A 20,200-nucleotide genomic window follows, 5' to 3' on the forward strand; every position below is an offset into this window, starting at 1 on the left:
ATTAGCCCAGTCACACATGGTGAATGAAAATGGCCTAAACGTTTTATATTTGTCTGTAACTATTTGCTGGTATGCACAAACACGCCATCCCAACCATCACCCGGTGGGTACTGCTGGAAGTGACGGATGCGGTCTTCGTACATGGTCAACAATATTTCATTAATACTATTTTCTTGCTTGAAGCGTTTTATAAAGTCTAACGCAACTGTCCAATTTTGCTGTTTATATGCGTCTAAAAATTGTGCAAAGTTTGAATTTAGCTCAGGTTCAATTTCTTTGTCGATGTGGAAAATCGCCACAGGTTCGTTTTTACCCTTCACTTTTACAAAATCGACTTGCCTCAATGAAAATTCATTCTCCGCGAGATGCTGGGCTGTTTTAGGTCCAACAAGACAGAATACGCCGTACTGTTTCGTTAAAGCCTCTAGCCTTGAACCAAGGTTGACCGAGTCGCCCATGACGGTATATGCCATCCTAAACTCTGATCCCATGTTGCCCACAAACATAGTATCGGTATTTAGGCCGATCCCTATTTTGATTTCAGGCCAACCACGCGCGGTAAAGTCGACATTGAGTTTGGTTAACTCGTCGGCCATATCCATAGCCGCTCGCGCTGCTAAGAGGGCATGTTCCTCGGTATCAATCGGTGCGCCCCAAAAGGCCATTATCGCATCGCCCATGTACTTATCGATAGTGCCATTATGGCGGTGAATAACGGTAGTCATTGCGGTTAGATATTGGTTCATTAGATCGGATAGTTCGTCCGGAGAGAGGCTTTCAGAAATTGTGGTAAAACTTCGGATGTCAGAGAACAAAACAGTAAGTTCTTTATTGGTATTTTCCAAATGGTATTTCTCAGGTTCTCGGCTCATTTGAGCAACCAACTCTGGCGGCACGTACTGCCCGAACATCTTCACGATAGACAACTTTTGTCGTGCTTCGGTCATCATATTGATCACGGTTAACGTGACAAACAATACAATTGTTAGCAATAAGCTCGACGCTAATGGCATAACAAAACCTTTGTTCCAAAACACTTGGCTTAACACTAATAATCCGACGATAAGTACTAAGACAGAAACAATTTGCCAACGCGGATCTCGAAGTGAAATGATGAGCAATAACAGCACGGTACAGGAAATAATACTGGTGATTTCAAACGATAACGCAAATTCTGGCACTTGCATTACTCTATCTTCAATAATGCCGGAAACGATGTTCGCGTGAACTTCAACACCTGGGTAGGTATTGGCAAATGGGGTGGTTCGCAAATCCAGTAACCCGGCGGCGTCAGTACCAAGGAGCACGACCTTGCCTTTTAACGTTTCAAGATCAGCTGTTTGTTGAATGATATCGATAACAGAAAAGTAAGGAAAACTGTGTTCGTAACCACGATAAGGCACTAATATTTCACCGTTTTCAGCCACGGGTACAATCCGATCACCTAGTCGTACCGACTTCACAAAAGAACGTTGTTCATACCGATCAAAATGAACGTCTATTTTATCCGCCCCTAATCCTAAACGAGCGAGCTCTAGTGCCAATGACGGGTACACATAACCTTGTATATGTTGCAATAAGGGAACTCGACGAAACACCCCATCGTCATCCAACAATGGATTATCAAAAAATCCGGCGTATGAAGCTTCTTCATGCAATAAAGGTAAATTGGCAACAAATGAGTGGGCTTCAACTAATGAGTTGTTACGTTTAACTTCAGGTGTCAGGTCCATAATAGGAAGCGGTAATCGATTTACATTGTCTTTTGGTGTTTGTTCAAATACAAACCCGGTTACGACATCTCGGCCCTTTAGGCTTGTGGCAAAGGCCAAGTCAAAATCCAGTTGCGGCTGCAATGCGTTATAAGCCATTTGAAAGGTCGAATTATCTTTTAAATCACTGTTGGCAAGTAACTGCAAAACTTCCTGTCCGGTATTATCCGACGCTTCGGCAAACACCATATCAAATCCCAACGCCTTAATTTGATAATGGTCAAATAAGGTGTCGACCATTTGCGCCAATACATCCCTGCGCCATGGCCATTGACCAAGCTCAGCTATGCTTTTTTCATCAATATTAGCGATGGCAACATGTTGGTCGGTGTCGTCGGTTAAATGGATTTTTAAACTGGTATCGTAAAGTGATTTTTCGATGGCGCTGATAAGCGGTATTTCAAAAGCAGTAAATGCATGACACAGCGTAACTAAGCATAACAGCAAAGTTATGCAGAGCCGGTCTGCTGAAATCCGCTTAAACATGAACTTTATATCTCATTCTTTAGCACCACTTTAATAACCCCGGCGCGGTGCGTTGTATTGCATCAAAGAAGAAAACGGAGGCGCGCGGCCTACTAAGGCTTCAATGATCATGAGTTCTTCATCGGTGTGGTTTTTCATTGGTGCAGCTTCAATCAAGCTACCGGCTTTGCCATCTTTTAAAATATATCGAGGTGCATCATGATGTGTTGTTGTCACTATCTCTGAGCTGCTCGGATCGGTCAAAGAAGCAATTTCAGTTTGACCATAACAGGTACATACATAGCTGTGATCTTGGTGTGACTCAGAATAAACCCCGGTTCCTCGAATACCTATTGTCGCCGTCGTGGTTTTGAGCTTTAAACTGCCTTCACCCTGCCCTCTTTTACCAAAGACCGACAATACTTTCCCTTTCGCTAGTTGCAACCCTGCTTCTAAGCTTGAGGTATTGTCGGTTAAAATCAGCTTACTGTTTTCTCGTAAAATATGTGCATCTTTACCAACCACAAATATGAGTTGACTGTTACTGTCTGTTTCAATGGTATCGTTGGCGGTAATAATGGATGAATCAGAAGCTTTTTTTCCGTTTATTTTTACTTTTCCCGACAAGGTAAAAATAGACTCACCGTCGTCCAGTTTGGTTGGGACTTTGCCTAGCGCATGCACTAGCGGCGCAAGTAAAGAACTACCAGCAGTTAGGGAATAACCAGCGGCCATTAATGAATAACGAACAAATTCTCGGCGAGTAAAGGGTGACGATTTCATAACTACAACCTATTGAACAAAAATAATGCACTTATAGATACTATGAAGTAGTTGTAATTTGATTACAATCAATCAATTAATTTTATAAATGTGATAGCAACAACAAAAACGCCCGAGACATAATCTCGGGCGTTTTTTAAAAATACAGACTCTACTGACTAATCAAACGAACAACGACGCCAGTTTAATGTTTCTGCGCATTAAAAACTAAGCACTAACAGCTGACTCAGAAAACGCATGTTCGTTTACAACCACCATTTCTGCGCGTTTAAAGAAGTTAAAATCGGTTGCCGTACAAGAGCAATAAGCTCCCATCATAGTGCTCACTATCAAATCGCCATTGTTTAGTTTTGGCAACATGATGTTTTCTGAAATCACGTCGATACTGTCGCACGTAGGACCGGCTAACACAGCTGGGAATAATTCGTCAGACTGTTTAACGCTTGTTGTTTGGTATTTTGCTTCGTCAAACATCAAACCACTAAATGACCCGTAAATTCCGTCGTCTAAGTAATACCAAGTTTTGCCGTTTCGCTCTGCTTGACCCATAACAGAAGCAATATTAGTTACCGCAGGGGCAACAATAAAACGTCCAGGTTCAGCAATCACACGAACTGTGTCTGGTAATTGCGCTAACGCATCACGAATTGGCGCACAAAAGATATTAATTGGTAGAACGTCCGCTGTGTATTGCACAGGGAAACCGCCGCCAATGTCCAACGTATTAAGGGCTGGTAAACCGGCTTCGGTAACTTGCTCAATAATGTCGGCGCAACGTGAGATTGCAGTCGCGTATTTGTCACCAGAACGAGTTTGCGAACCAACATGGAACGACAACCCTTTTACACGAATGCCCAAGTTGTGCGCGTGATTAATCAATGCAACAGCGTGTTCTGGTTTACAACCAAACTTTTTCGATAAGTCGGCTAAAACGTCGGCGTTAGGAAAGCTCACACGAACCAGTAACTCAACGTCGTCTTTGAAGGCCACAAACTTGTCGATTTCGTTAATGTTGTCTACCACAAATACACAACAACCGTATTCAAGCGCATATTGAATGTCGCTTACACGTTTGATCGGGTGAGTCTGAATCGTGCGATCGCTTGGTACACCTACTGAATTAACTAAGTCAACTTCGCCGTTTGTCGCCAGATCAAAATATGCACCTTCCGCTAACAATGCTGACACTACAGCAGGATGAGGCAATGGTTTTAACGCGTAATGTAAATCTACGTTTGGCAACGCTTGTTGCAAAGCTCGGTATTGTTGACGCACGACATCACAGTCAAGCACCATTAACGGCGCGCCGTATTGGGCAACTAAAACTTCAGCAGAATCGACATGGTTAAATGACAAAGATTGAGCGTGAATAGGCGTAACAATTGGGTTGATAGACATAGTGTTCTTTTATTCTCCAGACGTCTTCAATAAAACAAATATATAAACCTCAAAAGTGAGGCGAGCGAGTCAAAACATAACTAAACATTCAAAGTCACTCTTGGATAGTTGCTCAACTGCCTGGCCGTGTTTTTCACGATGTACTTGGATTGGCTATCAACAAGAAGTGGCGGTATTTTAGGCAAAAAAACATTCAGTGCAATATTTTTTTTCATTATTTTGAAATTAATTTTAACCTCATGTTTTTAATGGATTTTAATTTATTTTTAGTGACATATGATCGACAATAAAGACCACAAATTGAGTATTTCCCCTTCTGTTTATGCTGAGTTAGCGTTAAAAGGACAGTTGAAAATACGGATAAAAAGCGGATTTTTAACTGTAACTTTTCAGTAAAAATTTCGTCTTTCCAAACTATCTTCAATTTGGGTCATTGCTGCTTGAGACAAACCGAATAAAACCAAGTATAATCGAGAAAATTTTGAACAAATGCGACCTAACATGACCAATAACGACGCTCTTCGAAGACTTCGATTTACCCTTAGCTATGACAACGCTAAAATGCTTTCAATTTTTGACCACGTTGGTTACAAAGTTGAAAATGCTCAATTAACTAGCTGGTTAGCTAAAGACGAAGACGAGCGTTACAAAAGCTTGCCTGATGAAGCTTTTGCCAACTTCTTAAATGGTCTTATTATTGAACGACGTGGCAAGCGTGAAGGCCCATCACCGGCAGCAGAAACCACCTTGAATAACAACATTGTATTGCGCAAATTAAAAATCGCGTTTGATTTGCAATCTAAAGGCATGTTGGAAATTTTAGAATTAGCGGACTTTCGATTCAGCGAACATGAACTAAGTGCACTGTTCCGTAAAGCAGGACATAAACACTTCCGTCCTTGTAAAGACCAAGTATTACGTAACTTCCTAATGGGACTGCAGCTTAAGTTTGCGCCTAAAGAAGACTAAGTTAGGTAGACTCTACGTTATCAAATAACTTATGCCGCGTTTATCGCGGCATTTTTGTGTCTGCTTTCCTATGTTTGCCAATTTACATAAAAAACCAAGCTAGAGTTCCTTTATCAGGCACTTTGTTGTTTTGCTAGCGCCACAAATTCATCGACAAATCGGCTTTGGGTTTCACCCTTTCTTACCGCAATAAAGGTCGACTTATGCAGGCCTGTTTTTCCTAACCGTAATGACATTATTTGATCTTTGTTTTCAGCTTTGGCCACCAGCCAATCGGGCAATACCGCAACCCCTCGATTTGACGCAACCAGTTGTAGGATCATTTCAGTGTTTTCTAATGTTTTATGTTGTTTCACTGTGCGTCCAGCCGGTAACAAAAACTGATTAAAGACATCCAATCGCGTGGTTTCTACCGGATACGTAAACAAAATTTGATCTTCGAGTTGTTCGGGCAAAATATGCTCTAACTCGGCAAAGGCATGTTGGTTACTGACCACTAAAACCTGTTCGTAGTCAAAAATTGGAATGTATTCTATCGCTCTATTCAATAAAGGATCCGGCGTGATAAGCAAATCAATTTCATGAGCAAATAACGCGCCCATGCCACCAAATTGAAATTCGTTTTTTATATCCACATCGACGTCTTGGTATTTGCTGAGATACGGTGATACCACTTGCAATAACCATTGAAAGCAGGGGTAACATTCAATGCCTAACTTTAACGAGCCAACAAAACCTTGCTTGAGTGCCTCAAGTTCAGACTCAAAACGCTCAAATTGCGGCAGTATTTTATTTGCCGCTTGTAAAACATGTGCACCGGCGTCGGTCAATAACAAGGTTCGCCCAGACTTGCGCCAAAGTTGAACGCCTACCCGCTGTTCGAGCTTTTTAATCGCATGACTTAATGCCGATTGCGTTAAACATAAGTGTTCTGATGCCTTAGTCACTGTGCCGTAGTGGTCAATGGCGCGTACCATTTCGAGTTGATGTCGGTCTAACATGATCTTCCATGCAATTATTTCATGAGCCATTTTCATGTATTTATGAAAATAAACCATTTTTATTAATAGAACAGTCACTCTACCATACTTCAAAATCATTTCAATTTAGGGGTATAGATGGCTAAATCACATTTATTGGGCGCGGCACGGATCGGTCCAAACAGAGAACTTAAATTTTCACTTGAATCATACTGGCGTGGCGACATTACTGCTGACGAACTGCAGTTAACGGCAAATACGATTCAACAACAAAACATTCAATCAACGGCAGATTTAAACTTCACCCAAGTGGGAGATTTTTCTTTTTACGACCACGTGCTCGATACCAGCTTTTTATTAGGTAACGTGCCGAAGCGGGCTCAAAACGACGATGATTCAAGACTCGACAATTACTTTAAAGTAGCCCGTGGCAAAGCGCGCAACCATAACAATTGCTGCACGCAAGCAGGCGAAATGACCAAGTGGTTCGACACCAACTACCATTACATCGTTCCAGAATTTGATCAAAACACTGAGTTTTCGCTAAACCCAGAACAACTCATTCGTCAAATCAATCAGGCCAAAGCATTAGGCTCAACGGTGAAACCTGTGATTTTGGGTCCGGTCAGTTATTTACATCTAGGAAAAAGTAAAGATCAGTGTGATAAATTGGCCTTATTAGACAAATTATTGCCTATCTACCAAGAACTCTTTGCGGTCATCGAACGCCACGGAATTGAATGGGTACAGATTGACGAACCCGCTTTAGTTGTTGATTTATCACCTGAGTGGCAACTTGCTTATCGCTATGCGTTTAATGCTCTAAAAACATCGTCACTGAAAATTTTGTTAACCACTTATTTTGGGCCACTGGGCACCAATCTCGATCTCGTTGCCACATTACCAGTCGCGGGTATTCACCTCGACGTGACTCATGACATTGATGAAGCGTCATCGTTAGTGCAATCCCAGTCGGTTGACCAAGTATTGTCTCTTGGCGTGATTAATGGACGAAATATTTGGAAATCTGATCTCACAAAAATTTTAGACTCGATAGAACCCCTTGCCCAGGTGAAACAAGACAATCTATGGTTAGCGCCAAGTTGCTCGTTATTGCACGTTCCTGTCACTCTCGCGAACGAAACGTCATTAGCGGACGAACTCATCGACTGGCTAGCCTTTGGCCAAGAAAAAATTGCCGAACTAGAATGTTTAACGCTGGCATTAAATAAAGGCCGTAATGCGGTTGTACAGCAACTAAAGGATAATGAAACAAGTCTGCTCCGTCGTCACCACTCTCCTTTAGTGACCAACCAAGACGTGCAAAACGCCCTAAGTAATATCAATACTCAACATTTAAATCGAATAAGCCCGCATGTCGAAAGACAAGCGATACAACAACAAAAACTTAAACTGCCGGCGTTCCCCACAACAACCATAGGGTCATTTCCGCAAACCGCTGATATTCGTCAAACCCGCAACCAGTATAAGCGCGGTAAAATCGACCACGCTGAATACGTAACAAAAATGCAGCAGGAAATTGAATCGGTTATTCAATACCAAACCGATTTAGACCTCGACGTATTAGTGCACGGCGAACCTGAGCGTAATGACATGGTTGAATACTTTGGTGAGTTGCTCGAAGGTTTTGCTCAAACGCAACTGGGCTGGGTACAAAGTTACGGTTCTCGTTGTGTAAAACCGCCAATTTTATTTGGTGATGTTTACCGTAGCCAACCATTAACAACACAATGGGCTGAATACGCGCAGTCGTTAACAAACAAGCCAGTTAAGGGCATGTTAACGGGGCCTGTGACCATTTTGAACTGGTCGTTTGTTCGTGATGATCAAGCCTTATCTACCACTTGCTATCAGATTGCGTTGGCAGTTAAAGAAGAAGTACAGGCGCTGGAGCAATTAGGCATTAACATAATTCAAATAGATGAAGCGGCACTAAGAGAGGGATTGCCTCTGCGTAAAAATGACTGGCAGCACTACTTAGACTGGTCAGTAAATGCATTTAAATTATGTGCCCGTGATGTCGCTAATTCAACACAAATACATACTCACATGTGTTACTCAGAATTTGATGACATTATCGATGCAATCGCGCATATGGACGCCGATGTGATTACGATTGAATCGTCTCGTTCAGACAATGAGTTGTTGCAAACTTTTGAACGTTTTCAATATCCAAATCAAATTGGCCCTGGGGTTTACGATATTCATTCACCTAATATCCCAACGCTGGAAAGTATCCAGACGTTGATCAAAAAGGCGACGACAATATTTGACCGTGACCAGATATGGATCAATCCCGATTGCGGACTAAAAACCCGTCGGTGGGAAGAAGTAAAACCGGCATTAGAAAACATGGTAAAAGCAGCCAAGTCACTGCGTAACCCTTCAGTGGTAATCGCGGACTAATCAAAGAACACAAAAAAACCGTACTGTTTTAACAATCCAGTACGGTTTTTCCGTTTAGTTATGTATTAATGGATAAACTGGCTATTTCAATTAGTAAAATATCAACACAAGTTTATTTGGTCGAAATAGCAACCAGCGCGCTCCGACGTCGTCTAAATCCGACAATCCCTAAGGCAAATATCAAATAACCTATCGACAAACTTAATCCAAATTTAGGGCTTGAGTCATCCTTTTCGTCTGCCTCGTCGGGTGTTTCTTCATCTGGGGTTTCAACAACAACGTCGACCACAACAGTTACATCTTTGTAAACGGTAAACTGACCATCATTTACAACCAATCGAAATTTCAGCAACACAGATTCGTCACTTTCAGGCGCAATAAAACTGGGCGTTAACGTATCATCATCAATAAGTTCCACTGACGGCCCGGTGGCTTGCAACCAATTAAAGACTAACTCATCATCATCGGCATCAAAAATTACCCCAGCTAACCACACTTGTTCGCCAGGTCGCGCTGTTAGTGTCTCTCCTAGCTCGATTGTCGGAAGGTTATACCCCGGAATATTAGTGCCGATAGGAAATACATTGATGTCATATAATTGCTCTGCCGAAGATCGACCATCACTCGCCACCAACTTAAATTGCAAGACTTGATGTTCGTCAACACTTGGCGCAACAAACTCTAACTCTTGTCCTAATTGCCGTAAAATATTAGCGTCTGGACCACTAAGCTGTTGCCATTGAAATGTTATCGGATCGTCTTCGGGATCGGAGACTTCAGCGATTAACAGGTATTTGACATTGCTCACCAAATTCACTTCTTCGGCTGGCACAAAAACAGGCACCGTATTGTCACGTTTGACGACGTTTACTGTAAGACCTGATTGATTATCAAACACATCGAAATATGAGGCAGAACTTTGCACCAGAACATCTAGGTCTTGGTCGCCGTCAACATCGGTAAAATGCGGGAAGACATTGCCTTCAAATTGCCACTGGTTAAATGGGTTCAACAATCCTTCGGATTTAAATAAGGGCTGGGTTACCGTGCCGAGGTTTTTATAATAAAACAGTCGACCTGAGTCGCTGCCTACGAGCAGATCAACGTCGCCGTCGGTATCAAGATCAGCAAACGCCAAACCTAAAACATTGCCCACTAAACTTAAGTCAATTAACGTTTGGTTTTGCAGTTCAAATACGGCATTGCTAACACTGCCTGTATTTTCGTAATAAAATAATTCGCCGTCACTGTTGGTAATATACAAGTCGAAGTCTAAATCATTATCAGCATCGACTAATGTCGGTCTGGCCCCAGCGCCAACGTCAATAAACCGGCCGGGGTTATCTCGGCCAATTTTACTGACAAAAGTGAGTGCCCCACCGTCGGTGGTATTTTCAAAATAGCTCAAAAAACCAGACTGATTTCCCACGAGCAAGTCGTTGTCACCATCATTATCTAAATCAGCAGCAAAAGGCACGGCATCTGATCCAACGTCAAACTGCGCTAACGCTCCATTAGCTGTACTTTGCCAGTCAAGCATTGCGCTGGCGTTGTTGATATATACAGCGAGTTGTCCATCGCTTTGGCCAACCACTAAATCAACTAAATTGTCGTTATTTATGTCAGTTAAATGAGTGTTCGAGTCATCTGTTAATGTAAAGCTTGGCTGATACTGATCATCTTCAATCATATCTAAACTGTTTATGAGCCTAATAACTTTGTTGTTTTGGTCCACTAACTCAAAATAAATCAAACGACTTTCGACCGGTAAAATTGCACTATTGCGATAGCTAATGGCCGACAAAATGACATTTGCAGCGTCTGGCGTCGTAAACTCATTAAAGGTAATTTCTAACGGTGCACCCGCTTCGCCTTTTTTGCTCGGTGTGATTTGGGCAACAATTTCCCCCATATAAATGACCTGACCGGTTTGCGACAACACAGTTAATTCTGCGGACAGATCACTTTCCAATACAATTGAGTCTTCCGGTAAGTGGCCCCAAATTGTCAAAACTTGACCAGCAAATTGTGCGTCGGGCTCAACCCAAGTAAGACTTTTAAACAGTGGCGAGCTTTCACCATTGCTGGCGTCAACTTCGTAAATAACAATAGGTGCAAGACCTGTGAAATACCCTAATTCTTGGCGGTTCAATACCGAAAAGTTAACGGCTAATTGCCCAACATTGCCATTTATATCTTCAGCTAAAACAATCAGCTCATAATCATTATTCGCGTCTTGGTCCTGTGGTTGTTCAAAGTTTAAGGTGAATATCGGCGTGACCTGAAAGTCCTCCGACAACAAAAACAACTCGGCGTCTGCACCACTAATTGAAAACGTAAATTCGTCGCCGTCTTCATCACTTGCCGCTAAACCAAAACTAAAATTGGTGTCTTCATAGGCCGAATAGTTGTTGTTGATTGAAATCACGGGTGCTTCATTCACATTAATAACGATGATTTGAATGTCTATGGCTGACGGATTTCCCTGGCTGTCCCTTGCATTTACCCTCAAGCTGTAAACATTATTGTGGGTATTGTCGCCGGGCTGCTCATAATTTGGGGCTTGGGAAAACGTTAGCTGGCCTGAATTTAAGTCGAATAAGTCGCCATCTTCACCTTCTAGACTAAGCGTTTTAGTGCCATTAAATTCATCATCAATGATAAAATTGGCAACAAACGTGCTGTTTTCATCTACATCAATTTGAGCGCTGCCGGAGACGTCACGCGGGACATCTGAAGGCGCAGCAACAAGTGGCTTAATGCTCAAAATCACGAGGAGAATGACCAGTAACAATTTATTCGGCATAAAACATCTTCACCATCTAAGTATTGACTGTCGACTAATTCAAACAGCTTATTTAAAAAATGACACAACTGAGCCTGCGATAGACTCCAGAAAATATCTAGGGATTACACAAAAGATACGTTTTAGTGTAATCCACTTGGTTAAAACTCTGATAAAAGATCAGCTTATTAGCTATTATCGACCGCTAACGCTAAAAAGTGAATGTGATATTATTCACCCCCAAATTTCTTTTCAGTCTTGCATTTGGCACAAATTGGCCTTTAAATGCATTACTATTGACTGAATTTGTTAACGAGAAACGTATGTTTAAATTAATTCTGAAAATCGCCGTTGTATATTTAGTTCTTCAATACGGTTTAAAAGTCGATATTAATGGTTATGTAAAACCTTATATTGAGCCGCTTTGGGCTGAAGCACAGGATAACATGCCAGAGTCGGCTAAAATGTTGTTAGAAAAAGCAGAACCATTAGCGGATGCCGCGGTAGATAATCCACTTGTTGGTTATGTTACCGAACGAGCTCAGGCACTTGATGAAGCTAAAGCGAGCGTCAAAGCGTTAGAAGAAAAAATGAAAGAGATGCAAGAAGCCGCTGACAAAGCAGCCGATGGCGGAAATTAAGTTCATCAATTAAATAGATGATATACTGACGCGCTTTAAAATAGTCCAATTCAAAAGAACGAGTAATATGAAAGGTAATTTGTTCATCATTTCCTCACCAAGTGGTGCGGGTAAATCAAGTTTGATCAGCGCATTGTTAGCAAAACATGACGATATGAAAGTATCTGTGTCTCATACAACACGCGCGCCAAGACCCGGTGAAGTTGACGGTGTTCACTATCACTTTTGTGATAAAGATGAATTTAAAGCGGTTATTGAGCAGAATGGTTTTTTTGAATGGGCTGAAGTATTTGGCAATTTTTATGGCACCTCTAAACAAGCGATAATTGATCAACTTGACCAAGGCATTGACGTATTTTTGGATATTGATTGGCAAGGCGCGCAGCAGATGCGCAAGTTAGTGAGCGAAGTTATTTCGGTGTTTATTTTACCACCATCAAAAACTGAACTGGAAAATCGCCTTAATAAACGCGGCCAAGATTCACAAGACGTGATCGCCAAACGCATGGACAAAGCGCAAAGCGAAATGTCTCACTATGACGAATATGGATTTGTTTTAATAAACGATGATTTTGATACCACTTTGGCTCAATTGGAGTCCGTTGTACTCGCACATCGGTGCAGAAAAGCAAACCAACAAATTAAACATCAATCCTTGTTAAATGATCTGTTGGCTAAAAGCTAACCTTAGTGTAATATTACGCCCCTTAAAAAATTTTTAACTTAGTGCAATTTTTGCGTTAAGTGTTGAAGTGAATAATCCGCAAAATGCGGTAAAACTGGAGATTGTAAATGGCTCGCGTAACTGTAGAAGACGCTGTTGATAAAATTGGTAACCGTTTTGATTTGATTTTAGTTGCATCACGCCGCGCGCGTCAGTTAGCAACTGGAGGCAAAGAGCCGTTAGTAGATGCTGGTCTAGATAAGCCAACTGTAACTGCTCTACGTGAAATCGAAGCTGGTTTGATCACAAACGAAGTAATGGATCTGCAAGATAACGAAGCAGAACATGTTCGTGAAGCGGAAGAAATGGCAGCTGTTGCCGCTATCGTTGGTAACGAATAGTAGAAAAACTTTATCGCCAACGTGTAACTTCACGTTGGCTTTACCCCTCAAACATCGTATATTTTAAATAATTCCATCCACCATCTTTTTGAACTGATTAATTAGTGTACTTATTTGAAGGCTTAAAACAAAAGATCTGCGAATACTTGCCGACCGAGCAAGTTAAAATCATTCAGCGTGCCTATGTTGTAGCGCGAGATGCGCACGAAGGCCAAATGCGTTCGAGTGGCGATCCGTATATCACCCACCCTGTGGCTGTCACAGTGCTACTTGCAGACATGCGTCTTGATCATGAAACATTAGCCGCAGCGTTAATGCACGATGTTATCGAAGATACACCAGTAACCAAAGAAGAGTTAGCTGGCGAATTTGGCGATACCATTGCCGATTTAGTTGAAGGTGTTTCTAAACTCGACAAACTTCATTTTAAAGACAAAAAAGAATTCCAAGCCGAAAATTTTCGAAAAATGATCATGGCGATGACTCAAGATATTCGAGTCATATTAATTAAATTGGCAGACAGAACGCACAACATGCGTACCTTAGGATCACTAAAACCTGAGAAAAAACGTCGCATCGCCAAAGAAACATTAGAAATCTACGCGCCAATTGCTAATCGCTTGGGTATTCACGAATTTAAAAACGAATTGGAAAATCTTGGTTTTCAAGCCCTGTATCCAATGCGTGCGCGGGCCTTATCCGCTGCGGTAAAACAAGCCCGCGGCAATCGTAAAGAAATCATTCAGAATATTCAGGAAGAAATTGAAACCCGACTCCAAGAAGTTGCGATTGCTGGCAATGTGCTGGGTCGCGAGAAACATTTATTTAGTATTTATCGGAAAATGTTGAACAAAGAACTGATGTTCAACGAAGTCATGGACATTTATGCCTTCCGAATTGTCGTTAACGACATCGACACGTGTTACCGTGTCATCGGCGTAATGCATAATCTTTATAAACCTATTGAAACTCGTTTTAAAGACTATATTGCGATCCCAAAAACCAATGGTTATCAGTCACTGCATACCTCTTTGGTTGGTCCTCATGGCATTCCAATTGAAATACAAATTCGTACAAGTGAGATGGATCAGTTAGCTGACCGAGGTGTTGCTGCACATTGGGCATATAAAGGTGAAGGTGAAACCACAGGCAATACATCGCAACAACGTGCGCGCCAATGGATGCAAAGCTTATTAGAGTTGCAGCAAAGCGCAGGTTCGTCATTTGAATTTATTGAAAACGTAAAAACAGATTTATTCCCTGAAGAAATTTATGTCTTTACTCCTGATGGTAAAATTCATGAATTACCTATGGGGGCAACGCCTGTTGATTTTGCCTACAGTGTACATACCGATGTCGGTAATACATGTATCGGCGCTAAAGTTGACCGCAAACATCATCCGTTAAGTAAAGCATTAGATTCTGGCCAAACTGTTGAGGTTATGACCTCCAAAAACGGTAAGCCGAATGCCACTTGGCTCAACTTTGTAACAACCGCCAAAGCGCGCTTGGGGATCAGAAATTACCTCAAGCACCAACGTCGTAACGAAGCCATTAATTTAGGCAAACGTCTGCTAAATTCAGCATTGGGCGAACTCAATATCGAAGATATTGAAGAAGATAACAAAATACAGCTATTAAAAGATCTGCATTTAAAATCGATGGATGATCTGTACCGAGAAATTGGTTTAGGTAATTTGATGGGGTTAAGTGTTTGTAACCGTTTGCTAAATTCTGACGAGCAAGACGACGAAACAATGGCTAAGGATCATACTCCAATTGCCGGCGCTCACGGCATGTTGGTCACGTATAGTAAATGTTGTCACCCTATATTCGGTGATGAGATTGTTGCGCACGTGTCACAAGGCAAAGGGCTTACCATTCATCGCGAAGACTGCCCGAACTGTCGTCATTGGGAAAAAGAACCCGCAAAATTCTTTAAAGTGAAGTGGGATACAAATACCGACCGTGAATATGTCACGACACTTAAAATTGAATTAATCAATCATCAGGGCGCGCTAGCGAAAGTCACTCACTTGATTTCTAAGAGTAATTCCAATGTTGAACACATCAACACTGAAGAAAAAGATTCCAATTTATATGTGATCACCGCCGATGTAACGGTCAAAGACCGTATCCACTTAGCCCGATTGATTAAAAAACTTAGAACGATGCCAGATGTTCAACGCATCAGTAGAAAATAAATAAGGAACGAACATGACTCGAGTAGTTATCAGTACAGACAACGCACCAGCGGCGATAGGTACGTACAATCAAGCGATTAAAACGGGCACAACAGTATATTTGTCAGGTCAAATTCCGTTGGTACCAGAAACAATGGAAGTGATCTCTGAAGATTTTGAACAACAAGCAGAGCAAGTTTTTAAAAACTTAGCAGCGGTTTGTGAAGCTGCCGGCAGTTCACTTGGAGACGCAGTTAAGCTCAATATCTTTCTAACCGATTTAGGTCAGTTTGCGAAAGTAAATGAAATCATGGCCAAATTTGTTGCTGAACCTTTCCCAGCAAGAGCCGCGGTTCAGGTATCTGCTTTGCCAAAAGGCGTACAAATTGAAATCGACGGTATTCTAGAATTAGCAGACTGCTAATCCTCCTATGACCCCAGAAAGATTTAAACGGATCACTGATCTGCTCGATAAACGCCAGACAGATTTAACCGTATGTATGGAGCAGGTCCATAAAACCCATAACTTATCAGCTATAATTCGTACGGCGGATGCCGTCGGCATCCACAATATCCATGCGATTTATACGACCGAAAGTCGGTGGCTTAGTGGTGGCCGTGCCTCTGGTAGCCAAAAGTGGGTGAAAGTAACCGAACAGCCTGATACCACAACAGCGATTAATCAGTTTAAGCAACAAGGCATGCAAGTACTTGCTACTAACTTGTCTGATAAAGCAGTGGATTTTCGTGATATCGACTATACAAAACCGACGGCACTGATCTTAGGACAAGAGCGGGATGGCATTTCTGAACAGGCATTAGAAATGGCCGACCACCATATTGTTGTGCCTATGTATGGCATGGTTGAATCACTCAATGTCAGTGTTGCAGGCGCATTAATAATGTACGAAGCACAACGGCAACGTCGAGAAGCGGGAATGTACAACCAGTCGCGAATCGACAAATCGATTCGTCATCAAATGTTGTTCGAAGGTGGGCATCCAATTTATGCCGAGTTATGTGTTCGCACACAAACGCCATATCCCCCACTAGATGAATACGGCCAAATTGCAGCAGACCCAGATTGGTATCAAACGTTGAAGCAACGTTTTGCATTATTGAGCCCGGAACAAAAATCGAAACGTGTGGACTTTACCCATAGCGATCAGCAGTTTGAACTCGATCCTTTACCAATGCCTGATAAGCGTAATTAACGATGCGTATTTCTTCGTTAGCATCTGTTCCAGTAACGACATTAAAAGGCATAGGGCCTAAAGTTGCTGAAAAACTAACGAAGATCCATATCTACTCAATTGAAGATGCCCTATTCCATCTCCCGATCCGTTACGAAGACCGTAGCCGCATAGTCCCCATTTCAAATACAGTTGTAGGGACTCATGTTTCTGTTGTGGGCGAGGTGATCAGTAGCCAAATTCAGTTTGGTCGTAAACGCATATTATTGGTTAAAATTGCCGATAAAACGGGTGGCATGACGTTACGATTTTTCAATTTTAGTGCAGCACAAAAAAATCAGCTCGAACCCGGCACGTGGTTAAAATGTTTTGGCGAAATTAAAGGTGGCCGCAGTGGCCCTGAAATTATACATCCAGAATATAAGTCCATAACCCCTGACGCGCCTATTGAATTAGAAGAAACGTTGACGCCAATTTACCCCACAACCGAGGGGGTAAAACAAGCAACTTTGCGCATGATCACTGAACAAGCCCTTCTACGTTTGCAAAAGTATCAAGTGACAGAGCTTATTAAACCAAGCTTAATGCCATTTTCATTTACCATAAAACAAGCACTCGAACTTTGCCATCGACCACCCGTAGACACGCCTTATCACTTGTTAGAAGACGGCATTCACCCAGCACAACAACGTCTAGCGCTAGAGGAATTGGTGAGTCACCAAATTAGTATGTTGTCGCTCAAGCGAAAGGTTCAGGCAGATAAAGCCACCAAATTTACGCCAAACGATGCGCTGCACAATCAATTTATTGCGACATTACCCTTTACGCCAACCGGCGCTCAACAACGAGTTGTTGCGCAAATTAAAGCGGATCTCGCGCTTCCGCAACCAATGTTACGACTTGTACAAGGCGATGTTGGATCGGGTAAAACGTTAGTCGCCGCCCTTGCAGCTTTAAGTGTTATTCAACAAGGTCATCAAGTCGCCTTAATGGCCCCCACTGAAATATTGGCTGAACAACATTGGATCAATTTCCGCAATTGGTTTGCGCCTCTTGGCATCGAAGTCGCGTGGATTGCGGGTAAGGCAAAAGCGACTGAAAAAAAACTCGCATTAGAAGTGATTGGCAATGGTCAGGCTAAAATGATCATTGGGACCCACGCGATATTTCAAGACAGTGTTGAGTTTCACCAACTATCCATGATCATCATTGATGAACAACATCGCTTTGGTGTTCACCAACGACTTGAACTTAGAAATAAAGGCGTTTGGCACGATGCAGGTCATACTTACTTTCCGCATCAATTAGTAATGACCGCAACCCCAATTCCACGAACGCTAGCAATGACGGCCTACGCCGATTTAGATTGTTCGGTTATTGACGAGTTACCACCGGGTCGAACTCCGGTTACGACTGTAGCAATGCCTAATACGAAGCGCGATAGCGTTATCGCGAGGGTGGAAGAAGTGTGCAAAACAACCGGGCAACAGGCTTATTGGGTCTGTACTCTGATTGAAGAAAGTGAAGTTTTGCAATGCCAAGCTGCTGAAGAAATTGCTATCGAGTTGCAACAAGCCTTGTCAAATCTAACCGTAGGTCTTGTCCACGGAAGAATGAAAGCGGACGAAAAACAGCACGTAATGGAGCAGTTTAAAGCAGGGGCAATCAACCTACTAGTTGCAACAACCGTTATTGAAGTTGGCGTTGACGTTCCGAATGCCAGTTTAATGATAATTGAAAACCCTGAACGCTTAGGGTTAGCGCAATTACACCAATTACGTGGCCGAGTTGGCCGCGGTGCGTTAAAGTCGCACTGTGTTTTGTTATATAACCCGCCTTTAACTCAGACGGCACAAAAACGATTAGCCGTTTTGCGCGAATCTAATGATGGCTTTGTCATTGCGCAAAAGGATTTGGAAATACGTGGTGCCGGGGAAATATTAGGAACAAAACAAACAGGCCTCGCCGACTTTAAAATTGCCGATATAGAGCGCGATGCAGAGCTTATTCCAACCGCGGCAAATATTGCAAAGCACATAGTATTAAAATCTCCCAAAGAAGCCGAACAGTTAATGACTCGATGGCTTGGGGAAAAAAACCTTTACGGTTACGCATAAAAGAAATTGCCCTGCCGATACAATCTAATCTTGTCTTCGCCTTGCTGTTCTCTTTTTATAGTGCTTAACTCTAACTTAGCGTAGTAAAAATTATTAAGTCTATGAACAAAATATTAATCGTCGAAGACAGTTTACCTATTATTCAGTTGCATTCTTTTTTAGTTAAAAAGGCGGGATTTGAACCTGTAACTGCAACAACGTTTGAAGAGCTCAAAAACCTCAAAGTTGCTCTCAATGAGTTCTTTTGCGCGATAATAGACTACAGTCTGCCGGACGCGCCGGATGGCGAAGCAATTCATTATCTACTTGAGAACAAAGTTCCCGGCATTGTTATGACCGGTATGTTAGATGATGACATTCGCGACAAAATGCTGAAATTGCCAATCATTGATTACATCACCAAGGAAAGTAAACAAGCCTACAATTATCTGCACAATCTAATTTTAAGACTCCAAAAAAACGAAAGAGTTAAAGTGCTTGTCGTAGACGATTCTCAAAGCGCACTTAGCTTTTTACGTCGATTGTTAGTGCGACATAACTACAAAGTGTTAACCGCAAATAGTGGTTCAAAAGCATTAGAACAACTCAAAGCCAATCCCGACATTAAGCTTGTTATTACTGATAAAGAAATGCCAAATATGAACGGCCTAGAGCTTTGTAACGAGATCAGAGCAATACACAATAAAGATGAAATTAGCATCATTGGTATTTCTGGCGCTGACAATCCGTCGTTAACGGCAAAGTTCATTAAAAATGGTGCAAATGACTTTTTGAAAAAACCATTTTGTCCTGAAGAGTTTTATTGCCGCGTTCAGCAAAATATTGAATATATTGAAAATATCGAAACCATCACTCGACAAGCCAATACCGACTTTTTAACGGCTTTGTATAATCGAAGATACTTTTTTGAGTCTTTGGCACACTTAGTTAAATCAAAAGAGAATCAAACTTTAGCAATGTTAGATATCGACTTTTTTAAATCGATAAATGACAACTACGGACACGAAGTTGGCGATGTTGTACTAAAAGAAGTTTCCAGCCTACTCGCCAAACACTTTTCTGAACAACTCGTTGCACGATTAGGTGGCGAAGAGTTTAGTGTCCACTTTGGCTCAATGCCTATAGATGAAGCGGAAGATTTATTGGAAGACTTGAGGCTTGAGCTTGCTGCGATGTCGATCAATGCCAATGGTCAAAATGTGTCTTGTACAATAAGCATCGGCTTAACTTGCGGAGTATTTGCTAGCCTTGACCAATTAATCAATCGGGCTGACGAGCTACTTTACGAAGCAAAAGACACAGGCAGGAATAGAATTGTCGCTAATCAATAACACTTATGTGCCATTTTATCTAATTTGTTTGCCCTCACTGTAATTTTAAATTCGATAATAAAATATCTAAATTGTTGTATAGTTTAGATAT

The 20,200-nt window shown here is 41.9% G+C and carries 15 protein-coding genes; 10 read left to right on the plus strand and 5 right to left on the minus strand.

What is annotated here, in order from left to right:
• Positions 1-59: 59 nt before the first annotated feature.
• The 3 genes from Q4575_RS09165 to Q4575_RS09175 form a co-directional block, all read right to left on the minus strand.
• A complete protein-coding gene (locus Q4575_RS09165) occupies positions 60-2,258 on the minus strand; it encodes a CHASE2 domain-containing protein (RefSeq protein ID WP_303522528.1) in 2,199 nt (732 codons plus the stop codon).
• 30 nt (positions 2,259-2,288) lie between these two features.
• Entirely contained in the window at positions 2,289-3,020 is a 732-nt protein-coding gene (locus tag Q4575_RS09170; protein WP_215962472.1) for a FecR domain-containing protein, read from the minus strand.
• A 207-nt stretch (positions 3,021-3,227) separates the two neighbouring features.
• Complete coding sequence (locus Q4575_RS09175; protein WP_272181639.1) at positions 3,228-4,418, minus strand: type III PLP-dependent enzyme; 1,191 nt, start codon at positions 4,416-4,418, stop codon at positions 3,228-3,230.
• Between the two features lie 501 nt (positions 4,419-4,919).
• On the opposite strand from Q4575_RS09175, the gene Q4575_RS09180 reads away from it, so the two are divergent.
• Positions 4,920-5,387 (plus strand): DUF1456 family protein, encoded by a 468-nt coding sequence (locus tag Q4575_RS09180; protein WP_215962474.1) that lies wholly within the window; start codon positions 4,920-4,922, stop codon positions 5,385-5,387.
• Between the two features lie 113 nt (positions 5,388-5,500).
• Here the strand turns inward: Q4575_RS09180 and Q4575_RS09185 are convergent, their stop codons facing one another.
• Positions 5,501-6,466, minus strand: coding sequence for a LysR family transcriptional regulator (locus Q4575_RS09185; RefSeq protein ID WP_272181638.1), 966 nt, complete (start codon positions 6,464-6,466; stop codon positions 5,501-5,503).
• A 39-nt stretch (positions 6,467-6,505) separates the two neighbouring features.
• On the opposite strand from Q4575_RS09185, the gene metE reads away from it, so the two are divergent.
• A complete protein-coding gene (gene metE / locus Q4575_RS09190; RefSeq protein WP_303522534.1) occupies positions 6,506-8,794 on the plus strand; it encodes a 5-methyltetrahydropteroyltriglutamate--homocysteine S-methyltransferase in 2,289 nt (762 codons plus the stop codon).
• Positions 8,795-8,906: 112 nt separating this feature from the next.
• Here the strand turns inward: metE and Q4575_RS09195 are convergent, their stop codons facing one another.
• Positions 8,907-11,600 (minus strand): FG-GAP-like repeat-containing protein, encoded by a 2,694-nt coding sequence (locus Q4575_RS09195; protein WP_303522536.1) that lies wholly within the window; start codon positions 11,598-11,600, stop codon positions 8,907-8,909.
• A gap of 302 nt (positions 11,601-11,902) precedes the next feature.
• Here Q4575_RS09195 and Q4575_RS09200 point away from each other — a divergent pair, with 302 nt between their 5' ends.
• The 8 genes from Q4575_RS09200 to Q4575_RS09235 all read left to right on the plus strand — a co-directional run bounded on the left by Q4575_RS09200 (position 11,903) and on the right by Q4575_RS09235 (position 20,109).
• Positions 11,903-12,220, plus strand: a complete 318-nt coding sequence (locus Q4575_RS09200) for a hypothetical protein (protein WP_215962477.1) — start codon at positions 11,903-11,905, stop codon at positions 12,218-12,220.
• Between the two features lie 67 nt (positions 12,221-12,287).
• Positions 12,288-12,905, plus strand: a complete 618-nt coding sequence (gene gmk / locus Q4575_RS09205) for a guanylate kinase (RefSeq protein WP_215962478.1) — start codon at positions 12,288-12,290, stop codon at positions 12,903-12,905.
• Between the two features lie 107 nt (positions 12,906-13,012).
• Positions 13,013-13,285: a DNA-directed RNA polymerase subunit omega gene (rpoZ, locus tag Q4575_RS09210; protein ID WP_215962479.1), complete on the plus strand. Its 273-nt coding sequence runs from the start codon at positions 13,013-13,015 to the stop codon at positions 13,283-13,285.
• Between the two features lie 104 nt (positions 13,286-13,389).
• Complete coding sequence (gene spoT / locus Q4575_RS09215) at positions 13,390-15,489, plus strand: bifunctional GTP diphosphokinase/guanosine-3',5'-bis pyrophosphate 3'-pyrophosphohydrolase (RefSeq protein ID WP_215962480.1); 2,100 nt, start codon at positions 13,390-13,392, stop codon at positions 15,487-15,489.
• A gap of 13 nt (positions 15,490-15,502) precedes the next feature.
• Positions 15,503-15,892: a RidA family protein gene (locus Q4575_RS09220; RefSeq protein WP_215962481.1), complete on the plus strand. Its 390-nt coding sequence runs from the start codon at positions 15,503-15,505 to the stop codon at positions 15,890-15,892.
• Positions 15,893-15,899: 7 nt separating this feature from the next.
• Positions 15,900-16,682, plus strand: a complete 783-nt coding sequence (gene trmH / locus Q4575_RS09225; RefSeq protein ID WP_215962482.1) for a tRNA (guanosine(18)-2'-O)-methyltransferase TrmH — start codon at positions 15,900-15,902, stop codon at positions 16,680-16,682.
• 2 nt (positions 16,683-16,684) lie between these two features.
• Positions 16,685-18,778, plus strand: coding sequence for an ATP-dependent DNA helicase RecG (recG, locus tag Q4575_RS09230; RefSeq protein WP_303522542.1), 2,094 nt, complete (start codon positions 16,685-16,687; stop codon positions 18,776-18,778).
• A gap of 101 nt (positions 18,779-18,879) precedes the next feature.
• Positions 18,880-20,109, plus strand: coding sequence for a diguanylate cyclase (locus Q4575_RS09235; protein WP_215962484.1), 1,230 nt, complete (start codon positions 18,880-18,882; stop codon positions 20,107-20,109).
• Positions 20,110-20,200: the final 91 nt, after the last annotated feature.

This window comes from Psychrosphaera sp. 1_MG-2023, from assembly GCF_030548245.1.
GTDB classification, from domain to species: domain Bacteria; phylum Pseudomonadota; class Gammaproteobacteria; order Enterobacterales; family Alteromonadaceae; genus Psychrosphaera; species Psychrosphaera algicola.